Below are 21607 nucleotides of genomic sequence, written 5' to 3' on the forward strand. Positions count from 1 at the left end.
GCACTGTGTCGCGCGTGAACGACGCCGCCCGCGGGGCGGGCTGGCACCGCGCCCACGCCCGCCGGCTCTGGGCGAGCGACCTGATCGCGGTCGTGTGCGCCACGGCGGCGGCCGAGATCGCGCTGGCCGTGGCCGGGCCGGTGCGCGACGCGCTGCGCCCGGACGACCGACTCGGCGTGCCGGTCCATGCGCTGGTCGCCGTGGCGCTGGTGCTCCTGTGGATGTGCGCGCTCGCGCTGCGCGACACGCGCGGCGAGGACATCGTCGGGCACGGCGCGACCGAGCTGCGCCGGGTCGCGCAGGCCGGCTTCGGCGTCTACGCCGTGCTGTGCATGGTCGCGCTGTCGCTGCAGCTCGACCTCGCCCGGGGGCAGCTGCTGCTCGGGCTGCCCCTGGCCCTGGCCGCCGTGTGCCTCGAGCGCGTGCTCTGGCGCCGCTGGTTGAACCGCCGGCGCGCGGCGGGCGAGTGCGCGGCCCGCGTGCTGCTGGTGGGCTCCGCCGCGTCCGTGACGCGCATCGCGCGTGCTCTCGCGCGCCGCCCGCAGGCGGGCTACCGGGTCGTGGCGGCGTGCGTGCCGGCCGGGGCGTCCGAGCAGGTCGCGGATGCCGGCATCCCGATCGTCGGAGGCCTCGACGCCGTCGCGCCCGGTCTCGACGCGTCCGGCGCCGACACGGTGGCGCTCACCGATGAGCTGACGGTGTCCGAGATCCAGCGCGTCGCCGCGGAGCTGGGCCCGCGCGACCGCCTGCTCGTGCTCGCGACGAGCATCGCGGGCGTGCCGGGGCCGGGCGTGCGCGTGCGCCGGGTGCCGGAGCTGCCGCTCGTGCGCGTGGACCCGCCGCGGCGGGCGCGAGCCCGCGGGGCGCAGCCGCGGTGACAGGCCGCGGGCGTGGAGAACGCGGCTACGATGGACCACCCATGCGCGGTTCTGCTTCCCTCGTCCCCGGCCCCGCCGCGGCGGCAGGCGCCGTCGCGCGCAACCGCTCGCCGCTCGCGCTGATCCTGCTCGCCGTCTATGCGGTGGTCCTGGCGGCGGTCGCGTTCTGGCCCACGCCGGTCGACGCCGACCTGGGCCGGATGCTTCGCGCCATCACGCGCATGGTGCCGGTGCTGACCTACCAGCGCATCGAGTTCCTCGCCAACATCGCGCTGTTCGTGCCCCTGGGCATCCTGCTCGCGGTCGTGTTCGCCCGCGCGCGCCACCTCGTGCTGCCCACGGTCTTCCTCACGACGTTCCTGATCGAGTGCACACAGGCGCTCGTGCTGCCCGAGCGCACGCCGAGCATCGTGGACATGGTCGCCAACACCGCCGGCGGCTGCGCCGGCCTCCTGGCCGTTGCCGCCGTCGAGGCCGCCGTCACCGCCGCCGTCGCCGCCGCCCACCGCCGCCTCACCGCTCCCCCGCCTCGCGAAACCTCTCGTCTGCACCGCTTTTCCGCCTAGAACGTTGCAGACGGGAGGTTTCGCGAGGGAAGGGAGAGTGATCTCGGGCGAGAAATGGATGCCTCGCGAGAGGCTACGGGGTGACCGACGTCGTCGGATCCGTCGTCTCCGCCGTCGGCTCGGCCGAAGGCTCCGTCGTCGCCGACTCCGTCGTCGTGGATTCGGTCGTCGTGGACTCGGTCGTGGACGTGGAGGGAGACCAGTAGTAGTACTGCGACCGCTCTGCCTGCTCCGCCGCGACACGTTCCGCGTCGGCCTGGAGGGCGACAACCGCTGCGACGTAGGCATCCCAGGTCGCCAGTCCCCCGTCGGCGAACGCGTCGGTCGTGGCGACCGCATCCGCCTGCTGCGTGACGGCGGCACGGATCGCCTCGTCGGTGTCGCTCGCCTCCGTGGTCAGCGTCTGCGCGTACGCGGGGATCGTGCCCACGAAGGCCGCGATCGCGGCGCGGAACGTCGTCTTCGCGGCAGCGAGCTCAGCACTGGCCGCGGCGACCGACCGCGCGTGCTTCGACAGCTTCGCGGACTCCTGCTCCGCGGCCTTGCGCTCGGCCTCGACCTCGCTGAGCACCCCGGTGTCGACCGCGGCGCGCTCGTGGGCAGGCACCGTGGCGGGCACCTCGATCTGCTCCAGCGCGGCGATGTAGGCCAGGCGCGCGTTCTCGGCGCCGGCGCGCGCCGCCTCGTCGCTGGCTGCGGTCATCGCGACCAGCGGCTGGGCGAAGGCTTGAGCGGTCGCGAGCTCGGCGTCTCGGGTGGTGGTCAACGTCGCGATGGCGGCGTTCAGCCGTTCGACCTGTCCGGAGACCGTGCGCTCCTGGTCCTCCAGCGCCGCGACCGCCTCGTCGGTCGACGGCGGGGCGAGCACGAACGCGAGTGCGACGCCGCCGGCGACGAGGGTCACCGCGGCGACGGCGGAGACGATCACGAGCCATCGAGAGGTCTTGCCGCGCCGTTCCGGCGGCGCCGCCGACGGCGTACTGCGCGGCGGCTCGACGACGACGGCCGCGGCGGCTCGGGACTCGGCGCCGAAGAGCGCGTCGACGCTCACGGTGCCCGCCACATACGCCTCGGCGGCCTGGAGGTCTGCGCGCACGTCGTCGAACAGCGGGTTCTGCTCCGGCTCGACGGACGTGGAAGCAGCAGCGGGCGGCTCGGCATCGCCGAACAGCATCCTGACCGCTGCGGCGTCGATCGGCGGAAGCTCCCGCTGGCGCTGCCGCTCTTCGGCGGGCGCGTCGCCGAAGAGGTTCCCTATGCCGTTCACCGTGTCCCCCGTCATCCGGATCAGCCAGCAGTGTATCGGCCGGGGCGCGAGCAGGCCATCGCCTACGATCGAAAGGGCCCAGTGGAGGGGATGCCATGTTCGAGATCATGACGGTATGCACCGGCAACATCTGCCGGTCTCCGCTGGCCGAGGTGCTGCTGCGCGCGCGGCTGGCACCGCTGGAGGTTCGCGTGCACAGCGCGGGGACGCAGGGGCTCGATGCCGCACCGATGACGGCGGAGGCGCGACGACTCGCGGTGGAGCTGGGGGCGGATGCCGCCGACGCCGACGCGCATCGGTCGCGCTATCTCACCGAGCGGGACCTCCGCTCCCCGGATCTGGTCGTCGCCCTCAGCCGTGAACATCGCCGGAGGATCATCGAGCTGGCGCCCGCGCGCATGCGCCGCACGTTCACGGCCCGTGAGTTCGCGCGGCTCGCCGCGGGACTCGGCGACGACGACGTGCGGGCGGCGGCTGCGGCGGGCGGCTCCGACGACGCCGCCAGGATGCGCGCGGCGGTGAGCGCCGTCGCGGCCATGCGGGGCGCGATTGCGCTCCCCGCCGACCCCGCCGACGACGATGTCGTCGACCCCTACCGGCGCTCGTGGGACACCTATCAGCGTTCGGCCGCCCAGCTCATGCCCGGCATCGACGAGATCGAGCGCATCCTCCGCCTCGCTGCCGGGTGATGCCCGCTGCTTGCCTCGGGCGCGGTCGCGCTCATCCGTGTGGGACAATTGACCATCAAGTGTGTTGGGGGGGGACCACCGCACTCCACGACCGCTCGCGCCCAGGGGGATCACTATGTGGAGTCGCCATGACAGCGTCGGGACCCGGAGCCCACACGTCTCATCGGTGGCATCAGCCATGACCGTCGCACGCACTGCGGGCGAGGCATCGTGACATCTCCGACTGCGCTTCGCGTCGTGCACCTCGATCACACCAGCAGCAACGGCGGCGCCGAGTATGCGCTGCTCCGCATGCTTCAGGCCCCCGCGCCCTGGAACTATCGGGTTCTGCTCCCGAAGATGGGGGTGAACGAGATCGACGTCTTCGCAGGCCTCCCCGCAGGAACCGTTCGTCGGCGCGGCCCACACCAGCCGGCCGGAGCAACCAAGGCTGTGGGGCCTGTGCCCGCCGCAACACTCGGCGTCCGCCTCGCGGGCCAGGCGGTTGTCCTGCGGACGAGTCGCCTCGTGCGCAGCGCGGATGTCGTTCACGCGAACTCCACGCGAGCGGCGCTCTATGGTGCCATGGCGCTCACGGGCAGCCGCATCCCTTATGTCGTTCATCTTCGCGACCTGATCTCCCCGGAGAGTCTCGGCCGCGTCGGATTCAGACTGTTCACGGAGGTTGCGCTTCGACGGGCCGACGGCGTCATCGCCAACTCTGCGGCGACCCTGGCCTCTGCGAGCCCGTATCTGCGCGAAGAGGCGGCCAGCACCGTCCTCCCGAGCGCTGCCGGAATCGGCGCGATCCGACCGAGTCGCAGCACGCCGGCCGCTGTTCGCACGGTGGGCATGGTCGCCCGCATCGACCATTGGAAGGGTCAGGATCTCCTGATTCGCGCCTTCGCCCGATCAGCCCTCCGAGAGGAGGCTCGGCTGGTTCTTGCCGGCGGTACGCCCTTCGGGATGGAACCCTACCTGGAGCAGCTCAGAGCGTTGACGCAGAGGCTCGGTGTCGCCGACGCCGTGGAGTTCCGGGGCCATGTCGATGATGTTCCTGGGTTCATCGACGAGATGGACGTCTGCGTCCAGTGTTCGACACGCCCTGAGCCGCTCGGCCAGAACGTGCTGCAGTACCTCTCGCGCGGCGCGGTGGTCATCGCCTCGAATGAGGGCGGGCCGACCGAGTGGGTCGTTCACCGCCAGAACGGCGTGCTGTTCGCGCCTCGCGACGAGGGTGCGCTCGCCGCAGCATTGACGGAGGTCGGCGCGGACCGAGCACTACGCGCCCGACTCGCCGAAAACGCCTCCCGAACGCCTGGGCTTCGCAGCGACGACGACGCCGCCCGAGACCACGCGGCATTCTTCACCCTCGTCCATGACCGAAAACGAGGGCTCTGACGTGCGCGTGTGCTTTGTCGCATCTCCGCTGACTGCGCGCTCGGGCGTCTACAGGTCTGCGCGAGAACTCGTCGCCGCGGGGCGCCGGCTCGGTGAGGACTGGTCGTTGATCCTCGGAGTGTCCCACCGAGCTGCGGGCGCCTCGCCTCTCGACGACCCGGACTGGATTCACGAAAGCCTTGCCGAGCCCGCGGGCGCTCGTGGTGTGCACGAGTTGTCGCGTGTCCTCGACAACCATCCGCAGGTGATCGACAGCGACCTCATCGTCAGCTTGATCCCGCAGACCGACATGGCGCTGGCCAGACTCGATCGCCGCTGGGTGGCATTCACCCGAGGCTTGCCGTGGCCCGCAGCAGGCGAGTCGCCTACCGGAAAGCGACTGCTCTGGCGCGCCCTGGAACGAAACGCGCTCCGGAAGGCCGATGCGGTGTGGGCCACGACCCCGGTGCTGCGCGATCAGATAGATCTCCCCGGCATCCAGCTCGTTCCTGCCGGGGTCGCTCCCCAGCCCCGCACGTGGACCGGGGAGGGCGACCGCGCGCACGTGGTCTGGGCTGCACGATTCGATGTCGACAAGCGGCCGGGCCTGTTCGTCGACGTGCTCCGTTCCAGCGAGTTCCACGGGGTCATGTACGGGTCCGGTCCTCTGATCGAACAGATCCGCTCCCGCGCGCCCTCGAATATCGAAGTACGCGGCTGGTCCGATCCCTCAGAGCTGTGGAGCAACGCCCTCGCCTACGTCGGTACCTCGTCACGCGAAGCCTTTGGCAGAAGCGCCGTCGAGGCCGCGATGAACGGTGTGCCGGTGCTCCTCTCGCGCGAGTTCGGCTGTGCCGAGTTGCTCGTGCAGGACGACGAGTTCGCACGACTGTTCATCATGGACACGGATGACCCGCAGAAGTGGCGTGACGCGCTTGCGCTGCTGCGCAGCGACCAAGACCTCCGCCGGGCATACTCCCAGCACCTCGTGACGTCCTCGGCGGCGCTGACGATCGAGGCATCCGCCATGGCCGTGCGACAGAGACTCCACGCGCTGACATGAACGCTCGTCACCCCTGGCCGCTGGTTTGGGGATTCTCTCGCCCAGCGCCCTGATCGAGGATCGAAGCGGCGGCTGCCGGAACAGGTGCGCGAGAACGAGAAGCACGGGCGAGGCGACGACCGAGGGAGATCATCGGGTCTTCGACGCTGATCTTGAGCACCCATGCGAGCGCGAACGATCCGACGAACATGGCAATGAACCGGGCCAGTATCTGCGGTACTGACTCGGAACCGGGCGCGGCGAACATGTCGACGACTTCGCCGACGAACGGGTGGAACAGATAGATGCCGTAGGCGAGTTGTCCGTAGAACACCACCGGTCGAAGGCTGAGAAGCCGACGCGGCCATGCCTTGCCGATGAGAGTGCCGGGGAGGGCGAGCAGGACTGCCACGGCGAACGTGACATGTGCGTACCCGATGGCCTCCTTCCATGGAAGCGAGCCGCTGAGCTCGCTCATGATGAGCATGACGACGAACAGCGAAGCGCCGATCCACGGCCGCGCGAGCGCGAAGACCACGCCGAATGAACGTCGATGGTGCATCGCCACGGCCAAGGCGCACCCGCCGATGATCGGCATGTAGATGCCGAAATAGGCGACGGGCTCGATGAAAGCCGCCGCAAGCGCTGCGGGCAGAAGGACTCCGAGGACTGCGCCGATATGACTTCTGACGAACGGCACGCCGAAGGCGAGCAACGGCCACAGGATGTAGAACTTCTCCTCGATTCCCAACGACCACGAATGCGAGAAGGTACCGGAGCCGGCGAACTCGCCGTTGAATGTGGCCAGGAGCGGCAGCCGCTGCAGGAACGTATCCCCGCCCGAGCCGAGGCCGAATCCGAGCACGAGGACAGTGGCGAGGACGAGCGCCAAGAGGTAGAGCGGGAGGATGCGGAACACGCGGCGGATATAGAAGCCGCGGAGCGAGACCCTGCCGTTCGCGTCCTCCTCCCGGAGCAGGAGAGTGGTGATCAGGAAGCCGCTGATGCAGAAGAACATGGTCACACCGAACGACCCGTTGAAGAAGTCCCACATGAACGGGTCGTGCATGTGGACGGTGAGAACCATAAGGATGCTGAGGGCTCGGAGTCCGTCGAGTGCCGGGAATCGTCTCGCGCCTTTGAACTCACGAAAGGCCTCATCGGCCTCTTGTTCGTAGCCCCGCATGCGGTCGATCGTAGCCGACGGCGGAGCCTGGGCGATGGGCGGACGCCGCCTCTGACATGGGTCCGGTCTACGGCGAGCCGGGGTCGTCGAGAAGCGGCCCCAATGCGTCACCGAGGGGACTCGCGAGCAGGGCACTGAACGTCGCCGTGATGTGGTGCGCGTCGCGGTAGACGAGAGCATCCCCCAGGATCGGAGCGCAGACCTCCCGTCCGCAGAGGCGATCGGTCAGGTCGACATAGAGCACGTCAGCAGTCGCTGCGGCTCGCTTCTCGGCGGCTCTGGCCGGCCTGCTCAACGCCAGCGCGCGATCAACGGCGCACCGGTTCGCGGATTCGAGATTGGCCGACAAGCACACGGAGGGGGTCGTTCGGAGATCGGGCGAGTCAGCGAGGACGACCTTGGGCGCGTCGATCTCGGTCATCGTCTTCGCGAGCGCCGCAGCCCATTGGTCACCGTAGTCAGCCTCAGGGGTGTGGAACTTCGCGACACCGTAATTGGCCAGGACCACGAGCGCAGGATGCTGGGAATTGATGCGGTCGATGACCGCGTCGCGCCAGCGCTGACACTGCTCATATCGGCTCCCGTCGCGTTCGATCTCAGCAGAGATCGATGGGCAGGAGCTCTTCGTATGCGTCTCCAGCGCGTACCCGTGCTCGTTCGCGACCCGAAGCAGCGCGGGAAACCACTGAGCCGCATGCGAGTCGCCGAAGAGCACGATCCGCCGTGCGTTGCCGTCACCGAAGACGCACTCGGCAGGCGTGTCAGCCGCGAAGTCGAGATGGCACCCGTCCCGATAGATCACCGGCTGGTCGCCAGACGCATCGCGCAGAGCCGGCTTCAGGTTCTGCGGGACGAAGTCCGTCCCCTGCGGCAGGAGCGAGAGATCGGGCGGCGTGGCCGATCGATCGCTGTGAAGCGGGAGGGAGTTCGAGTAGGCGAACGAACCTGTGGCGACGGCGGCGGCGAGCACCGACGCCGCGCCCGCAGCAACCAGCGTCCGCCGGGCCCTCGCCCGCGAAAGCCATGAGCCGCGCCTCCCGGGCTCCTCGACGAACCGGTAGAGCAACCATGCGACCGGGACGCTCGCGAGCCCCAGCGCGATCGTCGCCCACAACGGCAGCGGGTGCTCGAACCCGACGGCGGCCTGGGGGATCATGAGCAGGGGCCAGTGCACGAGGTAGAGGGAGTACGAGATCAGCCCGACGAACAGCATCGGGCGCGTCGACAGCATTCTGGTCGGCCCCCAGTGCCCGCCCCCAGCGACAATCACGGCGGCAGTCGACAGCACCGGGAGAATCGCCCAGGGGCCAGGAAACGGCGTCGATTCCGAGAAGAACAGCACGGAGGCGAGGATTCCGCCGAGCCCCGCCCAACCGACCACGCTTCTCGCCGGATCGGCGACGATACCCGGGCGATAGCTGAGCAGAAAAGCGACGAGACCTCCGACGCCCAATTCCCACGCCCTGGTCGGCAACGAGAAGAAGGCCCACGGCTGCGATCGCAGCGTGAGAAGAAGGCATGCGCTCAGTGACAGCACGACAAGGACGAGAACGACAGCGAAGAGCCATCTGGTCCGTCGGGCGAAGCGGTATCCGATGACGAGCACCAAAGGCCACAACAGGTAGAACTGCTCCTCGATGCCGAGCGACCAATAGTGCTGGAAGAGAGATGGCGTCGTCTCCGCGAGGTAGTCAGTGCCCTGGACCGCAAATACAATATTGGGAACGTAGAACGCCGTCGAGACGGCACCCGCCCATACTTCGCGCATGAGCAGAGGTGGGTACCAGACGACCGCCGCAATGACAGACACCGTCAGGACGACGAACGAGGCCGGCAGAATCCGTCGAGCTCGGCGAGCGTAGAAATCGGCGAACGAGATCCGCCCGTCACGGCGCAGGCCGGAGATGAGATGCGACGTGATCAGAAAGCCCGAGATGACGAAGAACACGTCCACGCCGACATAGCCTCCCGCAACGAACGGGACGCCGGCGTGATAGAGGACGACCGCACTCACGGCGACCGCCCGCAGCCCTTGGATATCGCCTCGGAACCGGGAGGGTTCGGTAGTCATGTGGAGTCCCTTCGGTGATGCTCCGCGGATATCGGATGGGGGCGGTCGCGCTGCCATTGCCGCGCACGGGGCTCGTCGGCCCGCATCGCCTACCATTGGATGGACGCGGTGCGTGAGGGGTGGGCATGTTCGAGATCATCAGTGTGTACGCCGACCCTATCGGTCGGATGCCGCACATGCCGTGCTCCTCGTCGCACGAGGAGCACCGTGTTTGATCTCGCGATCGGGCTCGCAGTCGTCGTCCTCATCACCCCGCTTGTCTTCAGCTCCGTCAGCCGGCGTGTGGGATATGCGGCCATCGCCCTGACGGGCGTGCTGCTCGCGGCGACACTGCTCCCCCGCTCGTTTCTCACGATCGTGCCCGCCCCCGAAGGCGTCCCCAACGACATCTCGACCGCGTCGCTGACAATGATGACCGGGCCGCTGGCCTATCTGATCGCCCTGGTGATCATCTTGACGAATCGAGGCCAGTTCCGGCTGCCTTTCTCACTGGTCGTCTTCGCCCTCGCACTCACCGCCGGTATGTTCCTGCTGTGGGAGGGCACGGTGCCGCAGTGGTCCGGGTATTTCGTGCTGCTGTCGGCTGTCGCCGCCTGGGGCGTGGGGTGGGCGGTCGGCCGCGAAGTGTTCACGAACGTCCGCCTGGCCCGCTACCTCATGATCGTCTGTCTCGTGATCGTCGTGATCCAGCTCACGATCGTGGTGCTCCAGCTCTCCAACGTCCAATTGCCCGAATGGCTGGCAGGCTCCGACCGCACGCTGGAACAGACCACGGGTCGTGCTTCCGGGACTGTCGGGCACCCCGCGAATCTCTCGAAGATCACGTTCATGCTGACGATTCTGGCCCTTCCGTTCACGACGTCCGCCGATCGGCGCACCCGCCGACTGGCCTTCCTCGTCACCATCGCGTGCGTCGTCGTAGGCGGATTCACCATCAGCAGGGCGAACCTCGTCGCGACGTTCATCCTGTTGTCGCTCTGGATCCTGACGTACCCGGGCCGGGCTCGAGTAGGCACGCGCGCGCTCGGGGGCATCGCGCTGGCCGGCGCAACGGCTGCGTTCGCGCCCATGGTCCTGGAACGCTTCGAAGACGATGCGGCAGGGGGGCTGAGGCCCCAGCTCTTCGAAGCGGGCATGCGTCAGCTCAACGCAAATCTGTGGACCGGCACCGGCCCGAACGCCTATATCGCCGTGGTCGGCCAGGTAGACAGCGCGACCGCTACCGGGCTCCCGATTCACAACACTCCGCTCCTTCTCATCGCCGAACTCGGACTGCCGATCGCGATGTGCTTCATGCTCCCGGTCGCGGGCCTGGTGTGGTGGGCGCTGCGCACATTCCCGTCGGCACGTCGTCACCTTTACGTGCCGCGCGCTGTCACCTACGCGCTGCCGGGGTTGGGCATCATCTTCTGGACCGGATGGGGGATGGCCTCCTCGCTGCTCATCGGCCTCGTCATGTTCGTCTTCGGACTCCTGTCTTCGGCCCGGATCGGCATCAGCGATTCGATGCTCCTGCCCGACGCCGCCCTCCAGGCGAATCCAGCCCCGCTCGGCACGGATCGCCTCGCAAGGACTACACCCACGTGAGGCACCTGATACCCGGTATGCAATCGCCCCAGAGGGCGGATCGTCGCCACGTCGAGGTCGACGAGTGAGCGACGGCGCCCGAGGCGCACGTGGAGCACGGCTGACCCTCGGCGGGCAGGCGATCAAATTCACCGTCCAACTGCTGTCCACCGTGCTGTTGGCTCGACTGCTCGGGCCTGGCGACTTCGGGACGTTCGCGATGGCCGCCGCTGTCACCGGATTCGCCGCGCTCCTGAGCGACTTCGGGCTGTCGACCGCGGCGATACAGGCGACGAGTCTGTCCCGTGCCCAGCGTGCCAATCTGTTCTGGATCAGCGCCGGCATCGGTCTCACCCTCTTCGCGGTCTTCTTCGCGGGTGCGCCGCTGATCGAGTCGTTCTACGCGACCTCCGGCATCACCGAGGTGATCCGAGTGATGGCGGTCAGCTTTCTGCTCGCCTCGATGACCTCGCAGTTCACCGCGCAGCTGACCCGCAGCCTGCAGTTCGGCCGGCTCGCCATCGTGGATATCACCGCTCAAGTGTGCGGGCTCGTCGCCGCGCTCCTTCTCGCCCTTGACGGAGCCGGGTACTGGGCACTGGTCGGACAGCAGCTTGCGGTCACGGCAGTCGTCCTTCTTATGAGCATCGTCTTCGCGAGGTGGGTGCCCGGCCTGCCGTCACGCGCACCGATGAAGGGTCTTCTCCAGTTCGCCGCTAATTCATTCGGCGTGCAGGCGCTCTCTTACGCGAGCGGGAATGCGGACTCGGTCGCATTGGGCAAAGTCGGCGGTGCCGACGCGCTCGGCCTCTACGATCGCGCCTATCAGCTGTTCAAGATCCCGATCCAGCAGATCGCGGCCCCGCTCACGCGCGTCGCGCTCCCGATACTCTCGCGCCAGCAGGGCGACCGGACGAAGATGAGCCGCTACGTCGTGAGCGCACAGCGCGCAGTGGCCTACGTCCTCGGCGCCGCGTTCTGCCTGGGTGCCGCGCTGGCGTCTCCGATCATCGAGATCGCCCTCGGCCCGAATTGGACCTCGGCCGCGCCCATCTTCGCCGTCCTCGCCCTCGGCGGAGTCTTCCAGGTGATGGGGTACGTGTACTACTGGTCCTTTCTCGCCTGCGGGTTGACGGGACTGCAGCTGCGCTACTCGATCGTCACTCGGGCGCTCATGATCCTCCTCATCGTGGTCGGCGCCTTCGGCGGTGCGATGGGAATGGCTGCAGCGGTCTCGGTCGGGCTCGCCGTCAACTGGGCAGTGCTTTCGGCGTTCCCGATGCGCAAGACCGGCCTCGACGTCCAGGCGATCGTTCGTACAGGTCTTCGCGCAACAGGGGTCAACGCAGCCGTGGCAGGCGCCGTGTGGGTCACGGACGTCTTCGTGCTCGGTGCTCTCAATCCCTTCTTGCGCATCGGAATCGGGCTGACGCTCGCCGCGCTCCTGTACGCCGCCCTCGTATGGCTGGTCCCGCCGCTTCGGAAAGATGCGATCGCAATCGTGCGAGCAGCAAGGAGACGCTCATGACGGAACCGACGATTCGGGCCTACTCCTGGAATCCACGGCGGGGGCTCCCGGGGCCGGGCCTCTGGCGCCTGCGCTGGGGGCCACGGACTCGCAACTTCGGCGATCTCCTCGGACCAGACATCGTGGAGCGCATGCGCGCAAGGTCGGGCCTCAGCGAGCGATCACGCGATGGGAAGCCGCACACGCTCTTCACGGTCGGATCGGTGCTGCATTTCGCCCAAGACGACGACGTCATCTGGGGTACTGGTGTGAACGGGAAGATGGAGCCCGCAGCGCATGCGTGGACGCGCTTGGACATCCGCGCTGTGCGCGGGCCTCTCACCAGGCGCTGGTTACGGGAGCAGCGTGGGCTCGAGGTCCCAGAGATCTATGGCGATCCGGCCCTTCTTCTGTTCGAACTGGGCTATCCGCGGCCCGAGCGATCATCGAGGCACAACGTCAGCTTTCTCCCGAACCTCAACGATCGCGCCACCCCGCTTCCTCGAGAACAGCAGATCAGCCCGCGTCGACCGCTGAATGAAGTCGTGGCCCGGATCGCTGCCAGCGACCACCTGGTGACGTCATCGCTTCACGGGCTGGTCCTCGCGGAGCTGATCGGCGTTCCCGTCGCCCTATTGCGGCCCGCCGCCGAGACGATGTTCAAGTACGAGGACTATGTCCGCGGCACGGGGAGGACCGACGTCGCCGTCTTCGACGATTTCGACGTCGCCCTGCGGCACGCGACTCGCCCGGGTGCCGACCGTGACGAGCCGCTCGCCGAGTGGTCGCCACGTCCCCTGATGGACGCGTTTCCGGTCGACATCTTCACACCTGCCGCCCCGTGACATCGATTCGGGCGTGCTGAGCATCAGTAGCCCGTGAGCTTGACCTCCCTCAGGACGGTCTGTCGGTCGCCCGTCGGATCGCCATGGACGGTCAACCGGACCTGTGTGACCTGAGCCGTGGCCGTGATGGAAATGTCCTGCCAGCCCGACGCCCCGGTCCACTCTCCGTCATAGAGCGGGACCCACGTCGTACCGTCACTGGAGCCGGTCAGTTCGAACTTGGTGCGCCGGGTCGTGTTCGCCGTCCACAGAAGTCGGGCACTGACCAGCTGGGTGGAGCGGCTCAGCGACCAGGTGATGCTCTGGTCCCCGGTCGTTGCCCACCCGCTCGATTCGTTCCCGTCGAACGTGGCCGCGACCGTGCCCCGCAGGGTCGACGTCGCTTGCGCGGCTGTCACGCCGATCTCGACGGGCGCCGGACCGATCTTCAGATCGAGCGCCGGCGCGACGGTGTCTCCCGCCTCGCGGCTCTGGAACCTCGTCATCAGCGCCTGCGACGCCGAAGCGACCGACCCGCCCAGAGCGATCGACACCTTGCCGATCGACCCGGCCGGGAAGGACTGCAGGTATGAGGTGAGGTCGATACGGTGCTCGGCAGCTGTCCGCGTGACCACGAAGCTCGTGATCTCGTCGCCGAGCTCTGGTTTGTTCTGGTAGGTCGTGCTTGCCTCAGACCAAGTGCCAACGACTTTGCGCACCGAGACGGTGGTCTCCAGGTACTGCGGGTCATCGATCAGGCTCCCCTGCAGGCTCAGAATCGCCTCCCTGACCTCCGTGGACGTCACATCCGAGAGGTCGAACTCGATGAGCGTGTGGCGCACGCGGGTGCCGTCGGACGGCGACGTCGGATAGCTCGGCTTCACATCGAGCCGCTTCGACGTGCCGAGCACGCTCGATGCGGAGGTCCCGCCTTCGACATAGGTGTCCGCGGAGGCGAGCCGCCTGAAGTTCGAGGGATCTGTCACAGTGATGTCGATCGTCGAGGTACGACTCAACGGACCCTGCGAGACGGTGACCGTGATCGTGGCGGTGCCCGTGGACTTGCCGCTCATGGTCCCGTCGGATGCCACCTCGACGACTGCCGCGTCGCTGCTGCTGTAAGCGGCGGTCGCCTCGGCGACGGCTGCTCCCGCCAGGTCCACGGCGGTTGTCGTGAGCTGGGCGACTTCATTCAGATCCAGATCGGTCGGGCCCGCGACGCTGAACGAGGCGAAGACGTGAGCCGCCCTGACCACTGAGGCCGGGGCTGGCGATACGAACCCGACCTCACGGACGATGCCCTGCCAGCTACCACCGGATCCGCCGAGCAGCACGAGCCGAACGTGCTCTGCTCGTGTCGGATGAGCGAGGTCGATCGCGGCCCGGCCGGCGCTTCCTCGGTACTCGAAGTCACCCAGGGTGAACCACTGTGAGTCATCGCGCGAGATGAGCACTCGATAGCGGACCAGGCGAGAGGCATCCGTCGACCAATCGATGTTGATCGTCTTGATCAATGAGTCGTTCGACAAGTCCCATGTGATCGTGCCGTCCACGCTCGCAGCCCACCCGGTGGACGACGAGCCGTCGTGGGTGTTCGCTGCGCTCCCACGAATCGTTCCCACCGCTGTCGCGGCATCGATTCCGTGCGTGGTCTGCTTCAGGGTGACCTCGATGCGGGGCCCGCTTCCTGACTCACGGCTGTCCAGCCGCGCCATGAGCACACTCGCATAGTCTGTCGATCCGCCGAGCCCGATCGAGAACGAGCTCAGCGACCCGGCGGAGGCGCGTTGGATCGCCTCTGTGACATCCATGCGGACCTCGCCCGAGGTCCGCGCGACGATCGCGCTTCCGATCAGAGCACCCAATGCGGGCTTGTTCTGGTAGGTGGCCGCGCTCTCCGTCCAGCTCCCCGTCACTTCGTAGGCGTCGATACGCTCTCCATCGCCCGTGCCGCTGTCGGCGATGGCGCCGGTGGCAACCAGAGTGGCCGACTCCACATCGGCCGGATCGATCGAAGAGAGGTCGAAGCCGATGAGGCTGGTGCGCACACGAGTGCCATCGGCCGACGTGCTCGGGATGACCGGCTTCACATCGAGCCGCTTCGACGACCCGAAGTTGACCGACGCGTTGGTGCCGCCTTCGACATAGGTGTCGGCCACCGCCTGGAAAACAGTGCTCGGCGCCGACCCGACCGCGATCTCGGCGCTGCGCCCGGAGACCTCCCAATCGTCCGTGCTCACAACCGCGCCGATATACGCACTGCCGGCGCTCACCCCTATCACCCCGTCACCATCGATCTGGGCGACAGCCGGTGCGCTGGAGACGAGCTCGTACTGCGTGTCCTCCGTCACGCCCGTTCCGACGACATCCACGAGCGTGCGTTCGCCGATGTCCACGGAAGAGTTGCTCATGGCAAGCGAGATCTCGCCGAGGACGGGGGCATCGGAGTCGGGCGGCGTGGGGGTGGGGTCGTAGCCGAAGACTTGGACTTCGCGGACCACGGAAACACGATCGCCCCCGGGGTCGCCGTTGACGTTCAGCCGGATGTAGCGCGCGGTCGAGGGCGAAGCGAATGAGAGCGTCATCCACCCCGATGCATCGGTGTATGCGCCGACGGAGATCTGTTGCCAGCTCCCAGTGCTACTGCGCACATCGACGCTGAACTCGGTGCGGCGGGTCTGGTTGGCCGTCCAGAGCACGCGCAGCTGATACAACGGGATGTCACCACGAAGTTCGTACACGATGTTCTGGGTCCCGGTGGTCGCCCAGCCGGTCGACTGGTTCTGGTCATAGGTGGCGCCAGTCGAGCCGCGCGTGGTCAGGCTGGCCACAGCCCCGGCGATCACGCTCTCCGCGGGCCTGACGGAGACCACGACTCCGGTGCGGATCGCCGCGTTGGTCGATGTCACGACGAGGAAGGACCCCGGCAGACCGTCGATCGGCACGACGGGAACGGTGGCACCGCTGGTTGCCGTGGCCGTCACGACGGGGGTGCCCAGCGCGGGGTCGCGAGGAACCGTGTAGGAACGACGCGACGCGGCGAAGCCGGTGACCTGCTGACCGTCGATCATGATCGTCGACAAGGTCACCGCGGCGGGGTTCGACGTCGACCAGGCTGACAGGGCCTGCGTCGTCGGCACTGCTTGCTGCGCGCTCGCGTCCTGTGTGAGCAACGTGAAGGTGACGGCCACGGTCGCGGACGCGCCTCCTGGCAGATCGACGAACAGTTTGGTGACGCCCGAGTTCGATTCCTGATCGGGATTGGGGGAGGTCGCTGAGGGGGTGGCGGAGGTGAGCTTGAAACGCGCCGCTGTCGAGGTCGCGAGCTGTACGAGCATCCGCTGGTCGCCGATGCGCAGCACCGCAGCGGACCCGCCGTCGATGAGCTCGACCGCGGCGGACGTGTGCATGCCCCATCGCGTCGTGGTGCCCGCGTTCGCGGTGACCTCGTCCTGGATCACGACCTGACGATTGGTCGACGCGACACGCACTCCTCGCAACCAGGACTGGCCGTAGATCGTGGAGAGATCCGAGATCGCAAATGACCCGTCAGCGCCCGATCCGCTGCGCTGCAAGGACCCGGTCGCCGTCGTGTCGTAGGCGTCCGGGTTGGTGCGATCGAGCACGAGCGAGTTGTGGCCCTCGGCCCGATAGCGGTAGTACGACCACTTCGACAGCGCATCGTCCTCGCCCGAGCTGGCGTACTGCACCCGGTCGAGGCCTAGGGGCTCCGCCCAGACCGTGCCGCCCGCCGAGATCATGAAGTCACCGGCGTCGAGCTGCCGGTGGCCGGCTGCGGGGCTTCCGCCGTACCGCAGCGCGGCGAACGTAGCGCCCGCGTCGATATCGTCGGCACGTAACGTGACCACACCGCTGTCCGCGTAGTTGCTGAGAGACGGTCGCCCTGCGGTCGGGACTGCGGCGGGCGCCACCGCCGGGTCACGAAGCACGAGGCGCTGCGCGGACCGACGGCTGTCTTCCTTCGCGGCTGCGACGGCTTCGTACGCCGGCTTGTTCGCCAAGCGATGAAGGCCGCTCAATCCCAGTGCCGGATAGATGTCGGTATCGCTGTCGGAGTAGGTGTAGGTGTCGCCGCTGGCGGTCATCATATCGAGCATGAACTCGCCGCTTCGGACCAGCCCCCCGATCTCCAGCAGGCCGTGGGTGGAACCCGTCGCGGTCTGCAAGGCGTTGAGGAACATGACCGCGTAGTCGCTGGCGTACTCCCAGTACATGGGCCCCTCGGGGTAGCTGCCGTCGGCCGCGAAGCCGCTCAGCCCGTTCTGGAGCGATGCCATCGCCTTCGCCAGCGCGGACTGCGCATCGCCGCTGGAATCCTCGTCGAGGATCGCCAGGGCGGCCAGCCCGATTCCGCTGTTGCCGACGACGTTTCGATTGTTCGTCTCGGCGACCCATGCCTGATAGGAGCTCGAGCCCTCCGTCGCGTTATAGATCGCGAGGGCCGGCCGAATCGCCTTGTCCAGCATGGCGGTGCGCAGGGTCGTGCGTCGCGCCGTCGACCAGTACTGGTAGCCCCAGTCGTAGGAGATCGCGAACGCGTTCGCGATCTCCGCGGTGTCGATGAAGTGGGTCGGGTTCCAGTCTGTAAAGCTGCTCGCAGCGGCCAGATCCTGCCAGAGTCGTTCCATGTACTGACTGTCGCCGGTGAGCCGCCATGCGAGAGTGAGCGCGTACGCCCGATCCACGAGCGTCTTCGCCGTTGTCGTCATCCGCGTCGCATCCTGGAACGAGTAGGAGATCACGTCCGCCGTGAGCTGAGCAGTGGCGGTTCCACGCGATTGCATCGCCAGTCGCGCCGATGTCGTGTCGGTGAGGATCTGCGTCTGCAGGGTGTCGAACGCGGCGGCATTGCTGACAAGCAATCGTGGGTGCCCGGATTGGACGCTGACCGCGGTGGAGACAAGAGTCGCCGCCTGCGCAGCGGGCGGCGGGGGAAGAATCCCAAGGGCGAGGGCAACGACGATGACCCCCATCAGAGGGGCAACGCTGGGCCTGTTCCTGCGCGCTACAAGAGCCATCAGGGGCGATCTCCACGTCTCCCCAGACATCTGCCCCAGACTTGCAGTGCGACCATCATACCCGTGCGAGACCCGTCAGAGCACATCGGGCTTCGGGGATATACTCAGTGCGTTCTGAGAAGCGCGGTCGCGCTGGGGGCGACCCAGACGGCAGCCCGGGGTGCACGGGTCCCCCGATCGCAACCCACGAGGAAGCCATCACGTGAGACCGGATGAGTCGCCCAGCGGACGAGGGCAGGACGCGCATTGACGGGCCTGCTCGTACATGAGTGGATAGCCCGGTCAGGCGGCTCTGAGAACGTCCTCGAAGCGATGGCCGACGCGTTCCCGGATGCCGACATCCAGTGCTTGTGGACCGATGCACCGGAGCGTCTCGCGGGACGTGTACTTCGCGAGACCTGGATGGCCGGCACGCCCCTTCGGCGAAGCAAGGCTCTCGCTCTTCCGTTCACGATCCCGACGTGGCGCAGACTTCGCGCCGACCGCGCATACGACTGGATGCTCGTCAGCTCCCATCTGTTCGCGCATCATGCCAAGGTGCGGAACGCGGACATTCCCAAGTACGTGTATGTCCATAGTCCGGCTCGCTACATCTGGACGCCCGAGTTCGACCAGCGGGGCGCCAATCCTGCGATCAAAGCCGTTGCCCCGCTCTTCAAGCGCATCGATCGCGCTCGGGCGCGCGAGCCGATCGCGATCGCCGCGAACAGCGAGTTCGTCCGCAAGCGGGTTCAGCAGGCCTGGGATCGAGACGCCGCGGTCATCCACCCCCCTGTGGACGTCCAACGGATTGCGGACACCGCCACGTGGTCTGCGCGACTGAACGAGCAGGAGCGCAGGCAGCTGGACGACCTGCCCGACGTGTTCATCCTGGGCGCATCCCGATTCATCCCCTATAAGCGACTCGATCTTGTGATCGAAGCGGCCGAAGCGGCCGGGGTTCCGGCCGTCCTCGCGGGCCGCGGGCCCGACGAGGACATGCTGCGCGCGCAAGCAGCCGATGCCTCTGTTCCCGTGCGGATCATCAGCTCGCCCTCGGATCCGCTCCTGTGGGCTCTTTACCAGCGCGCGAAAGTCCTGGTCTTCCCCGCTATCGAGGACTTCGGCATCGTTCCGGTGGAGGCCCAGGCTCTGGGAACGCCGATCGTGACGGGGCCCGTCGGCGGCCAGTTGGAGACCTACATCCCCGGCAAGAGCGGAATCGTGGCCGAATCCACCGAGCCGATCGATCTTGCGCATGCCGCGCACCGCGCTATGACTCTGCCCGAGTTCGACGGCGTGGAGACGACCGCTCGTTTCAGCAGGGCTGTCTTCCAGGATCAGATCCAGTCCTTTGTCCGATGATTCGGGCCGTCACCCCCGAGAGAGGCATGCCGTCATGAGGGTGCTCCACACCGCCGGTTCCACTGACGACAGAGGAAACCCGTTCGGCTCGCTGATGATCCGCGCTCTGCCTCCTTCCGTGACATCGCACAGGTTCTCATGGGCACGAGCACTCAGGACGCGCTACGACGTCATCCACTTCCAGTGGCCCGAGCGGCTCGTCACGGATGACTCCCGCCTCCGCGCTGTGCTCAAGCGCTACATGTTCCGCCTCATGCTGCGGCTCGCCCACCACCGTCGTACCGCGATCGTCGTCACCGTCCACAACCTGACCCCCCACGAGTCACTCCCACGGGGAGCTCGGCGATGCCTGAAGGCTCTGGATCGGTCGATCGACCGATGGATCCTGCTGAACGGCTCGGAGACCTTGCCCCTTCCAGCGGAACGGGTCAGCGTCATCCCTCATGGAAGCTACCGCTCTCTGATCGCACATCGGGTCTTCCCCGCGCCTCACCCCGAGGCGCTCCTCTATTTCGGTGTCATCCGCGCCTACAAGAACGTCCCCCAGCTTGTGCGCGCGTACGCGCAGACGTCGTTGAGCGACGAAGCAGTCACTCTGCGCGTGATCGGCGCACCCTGGGATGAAGACCAACGCCAGGCAGTGGAGTCGGCCGTGCAAGACGCGCGAGCGACCGCCTCCTTCCGGCTCGAAGCCCTCCGCGAGACCGAGTTGCACCGAGAGATCCTGGATGCGGGATTGATCGTGCTCCCGTACAGGCGGATGTATAACTCCGGAGCCGTGATCCTCGCACTGTCTCTGGACCGCCCGGTTCTCGTGCCGGACTGTGCGGCGACGAGAGAGCTGCAACGCGAGTTCGGTGAGACGTGGGTGATCACGTACTCGGGAGACCTGGATGCCGCAACCCTCGAAGACGGCTATCGCCGATATCTGGCGGGTGCGCCCGCGCGCCGACCACTCGGACTCGGGGATCGGGACTGGGCGGTCCTGGGTCTGCGCTACGTCGAGGTGTATGAATCGGCGATCAGCGATCGCCTGGCCTAGCGCTCGAGCGAGAAGAGTCGCGCACGGAAGGCGCCTCTGTCGTCGCGGCATTCATTCCCTATTGCGGCGCCTCCGCGCGACGGACCGCGCAGAGTCTTCCCAGATCAGCTTCACCCCGTAGCCAAGCCTGCTCAGGCGCGCCTTCAGCGGAGATTTGACTGGTTTACCTCGGGTGGCGCTGGACAATTGCGCGGTACGCGCGCTGGGCCAGATCGTCCGGAAGACCGCCAGCGGTCGTTCGCGCCACGGAAGGCTGCGGAGGACTGCCAGGTGGTAGGCGATCGCGCTCGGCGCCTGACGCCGAATCCAATCCGCAGGAAGCGGCCCGACATCCTCGGGGAGGCGTGTGTCGGGGAAGGCGGCTGCCATGACATCGACCAACGCCGGCAGTGCGCCCCAGCGCGCCGCATCGTCGATGCAGCCCTCGCCCGCCCGCTGCAGGACGAGCACAGCGGCCGAGCGGCCGCTCTCACCCCGGTCCCACTTCGGATCGGGGCGCACCGCGTGCAGGGCGGAGATGATCGCACCGAACGTCGGTGCAGGAGCCAGTGCCCGGACACCGCCGAACTCATACGTCTCAGCCGTCTCGCTGAGCAGCGCGAACGCCTTGTCGGTGTCAGCCCCGACACCGGGGTAGCGGAAGTGCACGTCGATCTCGCAGCCCCACCCGGGCGATTCGAGCGTCAGAGAGTGGTACATCACCGACGCGAAATCGAACGGGACGACAGTCCACCCCCACGCTGCCATCGCCTCGGCAAGTGCGCCTTCAGAGCCTGGCTCCACCCAGACGTCGACGTCCCCGGAATGCTCTCGATCTCGCAGCCCCTGGCGATGGAGGACAGGTCCTTTGATGAACACCGAGCGGATGCCGTGCTCCCGGGCTACGCTCTGCACGAGCGCGTAGACCAGCTCGTGCATCGGCGACACCAGCCACGGCTTCGCGATCACCCGAACCCGGGCCGGGTGATCGTGCCTGGTGGTGGCCAGCCCCGCCTCGGCCATCTCGCGCACCACGACGCGCTCGTCCTCGTCGAGCTCTTCGTCGGGCACAGAGGCGGCGACCAGCCGCCGCCACAGACCGGCCCCCGTGGCGTGCAGCGCGAGCGGTACGCCGGGGCGGGCCGGCACCACGAGAATGTCGGCGTCGTCGCCGAAGTCGTCGCAGTCCGAGACGTCGAGCACACCGAAGGCGATCGCCACCCAGCCCGCGTCCGCCGCGGTTCGATC

At 67.6% G+C, this 21607-nt stretch carries 15 protein-coding genes; 10 read left to right on the plus strand and 5 right to left on the minus strand.

The annotated features are described in order from the left end of the window. Positions 1 to 14 precede the first annotated feature (14 nt). Entirely contained in the window at positions 15 to 878 is an 864-nt protein-coding gene (locus QM641_RS02975; protein WP_415113277.1) for a nucleoside-diphosphate sugar epimerase/dehydratase, read from the plus strand. 41 nt (positions 879 to 919) lie between these two features. After that, the gene (locus tag QM641_RS02980) at positions 920 to 1444 is read left to right on the plus strand and encodes a VanZ family protein (protein ID WP_415113279.1); all 525 of its coding nucleotides are present in this window, start codon (positions 920 to 922) and stop codon (positions 1442 to 1444) included. A gap of 73 nt (positions 1445 to 1517) precedes the next feature. Here QM641_RS02980 and QM641_RS02985 read toward each other — a convergent pair whose 3' ends face one another. Further along, complete coding sequence (locus tag QM641_RS02985; RefSeq protein ID WP_415113281.1) at positions 1518 to 2726, minus strand: hypothetical protein; 1209 nt, start codon at positions 2724 to 2726, stop codon at positions 1518 to 1520. A gap of 80 nt (positions 2727 to 2806) precedes the next feature. Between QM641_RS02985 and QM641_RS02990 the strand changes: the two genes are divergently transcribed. From QM641_RS02990 to QM641_RS03000, 3 genes are all read left to right on the plus strand, one after another. Then, on the plus strand, positions 2807 to 3400 hold the full coding sequence (locus tag QM641_RS02990) for a low molecular weight phosphatase family protein (RefSeq protein WP_415113283.1): 594 nt from the start codon (positions 2807 to 2809) through the stop codon (positions 3398 to 3400). Positions 3401 to 3637: 237 nt separating this feature from the next. After that, positions 3638 to 4780 (plus strand): glycosyltransferase family 4 protein, encoded by a 1143-nt coding sequence (locus tag QM641_RS02995; RefSeq protein ID WP_415113285.1) that lies wholly within the window; start codon positions 3638 to 3640, stop codon positions 4778 to 4780. 244 nt (positions 4781 to 5024) lie between these two features. Continuing rightward, the gene (locus QM641_RS03000) at positions 5025 to 5822 is read left to right on the plus strand and encodes a glycosyltransferase (protein WP_415113287.1); all 798 of its coding nucleotides are present in this window, start codon (positions 5025 to 5027) and stop codon (positions 5820 to 5822) included. Positions 5823 to 5829: 7 nt separating this feature from the next. Here the strand turns inward: QM641_RS03000 and QM641_RS03005 are convergent, their stop codons facing one another. Both QM641_RS03005 and QM641_RS03010 read right to left on the minus strand, forming a co-directional pair. Next, positions 5830 to 7167, minus strand: a complete 1338-nt coding sequence (locus tag QM641_RS03005) for an acyltransferase family protein (RefSeq protein ID WP_415113289.1) — start codon at positions 7165 to 7167, stop codon at positions 5830 to 5832. Further along, positions 7055 to 9058 (minus strand): acyltransferase family protein, encoded by a 2004-nt coding sequence (locus tag QM641_RS03010; protein ID WP_415113291.1) that lies wholly within the window; start codon positions 9056 to 9058, stop codon positions 7055 to 7057. The genes QM641_RS03005 and QM641_RS03010 overlap by 113 nt, the downstream gene beginning before the upstream one ends. 207 nt (positions 9059 to 9265) lie before the next feature. Between QM641_RS03010 and QM641_RS03015 the strand changes: the two genes are divergently transcribed. The 3 genes from QM641_RS03015 to QM641_RS03025 all read left to right on the plus strand — a co-directional run bounded on the left by QM641_RS03015 (position 9266) and on the right by QM641_RS03025 (position 12976). Then, on the plus strand, positions 9266 to 10645 hold the full coding sequence (locus QM641_RS03015; protein WP_415113293.1) for an O-antigen ligase family protein: 1380 nt from the start codon (positions 9266 to 9268) through the stop codon (positions 10643 to 10645). 64 nt (positions 10646 to 10709) lie between these two features. After that, positions 10710 to 12152: a lipopolysaccharide biosynthesis protein gene (locus tag QM641_RS03020; RefSeq protein WP_415113295.1), complete on the plus strand. Its 1443-nt coding sequence runs from the start codon at positions 10710 to 10712 to the stop codon at positions 12150 to 12152. Next, on the plus strand, positions 12149 to 12976 hold the full coding sequence (locus QM641_RS03025; RefSeq protein WP_415113297.1) for a polysaccharide pyruvyl transferase family protein: 828 nt from the start codon (positions 12149 to 12151) through the stop codon (positions 12974 to 12976). The genes QM641_RS03020 and QM641_RS03025 overlap by 4 nt, the downstream gene beginning before the upstream one ends. A 23-nt stretch (positions 12977 to 12999) precedes the next feature. Here the strand turns inward: QM641_RS03025 and QM641_RS03030 are convergent, their stop codons facing one another. Continuing rightward, positions 13000 to 17949, minus strand: coding sequence for a DNRLRE domain-containing protein (locus QM641_RS03030; RefSeq protein ID WP_415113299.1), 4950 nt, complete (start codon positions 17947 to 17949; stop codon positions 13000 to 13002). Positions 17950 to 18240: 291 nt separating this feature from the next. Here QM641_RS03030 and QM641_RS03035 point away from each other — a divergent pair, with 291 nt between their 5' ends. Both QM641_RS03035 and QM641_RS03040 read left to right on the plus strand, forming a co-directional pair. Next, positions 18241 to 19338 carry a glycosyltransferase gene (locus QM641_RS03035; protein ID WP_415113301.1) on the plus strand — a complete coding sequence of 366 codons (1098 nt, stop codon included), beginning with the start codon at positions 18241 to 18243 and terminating at the stop codon, positions 19336 to 19338. 253 nt (positions 19339 to 19591) lie between these two features. Further along, entirely contained in the window at positions 19592 to 20380 is a 789-nt protein-coding gene (locus tag QM641_RS03040) for a hypothetical protein (RefSeq protein ID WP_415113303.1), read from the plus strand. A gap of 51 nt (positions 20381 to 20431) precedes the next feature. Here QM641_RS03040 and QM641_RS03045 read toward each other — a convergent pair whose 3' ends face one another. Beyond that, the gene (locus QM641_RS03045) at positions 20432 to 21580 is read right to left on the minus strand and encodes a nucleotidyltransferase family protein (protein ID WP_415113305.1); all 1149 of its coding nucleotides are present in this window, start codon (positions 21578 to 21580) and stop codon (positions 20432 to 20434) included. Between the last annotated feature and the right edge of the window lie 27 nt (positions 21581 to 21607).

Source organism: Microbacterium sp., from assembly GCF_047605725.1.
Classification (GTDB): domain Bacteria; phylum Actinomycetota; class Actinomycetes; order Actinomycetales; family Microbacteriaceae; genus Microbacterium.

Excerpts from the sequence above, each read along its gene's own strand:
- QM641_RS02980 (WP_415113279.1), top strand. The coding sequence starts at position 920 with ATGCGCGGTTCTGCTTCCCTCGTCCCCGGCCCCGCCGCGGCGGCAGGC.
- QM641_RS02985 (WP_415113281.1), bottom strand. The coding sequence starts at position 2,726 with ATGACGGGGGACACGGTGAACGGCATAGGGAACCTCTTCGGCGACGCG.
- QM641_RS02990 (WP_415113283.1), top strand. The coding sequence starts at position 2,807 with ATGTTCGAGATCATGACGGTATGCACCGGCAACATCTGCCGGTCTCCG.
- QM641_RS03005 (WP_415113289.1), bottom strand. The coding sequence starts at position 7,167 with ATGCTCTCGTCTACCGCGACGCGCACCACATCACGGCGACGTTCAGTG.
- QM641_RS03010 (WP_415113291.1), bottom strand. The coding sequence starts at position 9,058 with ATGACTACCGAACCCTCCCGGTTCCGAGGCGATATCCAAGGGCTGCGG.
- QM641_RS03025 (WP_415113297.1), top strand. The coding sequence starts at position 12,149 with ATGACGGAACCGACGATTCGGGCCTACTCCTGGAATCCACGGCGGGGG.
- QM641_RS03030 (WP_415113299.1), bottom strand. The coding sequence starts at position 17,949 with ATGGGGGTCATCGTCGTTGCCCTCGCCCTTGGGATTCTTCCCCCGCCG.
- QM641_RS03040 (WP_415113303.1), top strand. The coding sequence starts at position 19,592 with ATGCTGCGGCTCGCCCACCACCGTCGTACCGCGATCGTCGTCACCGTC.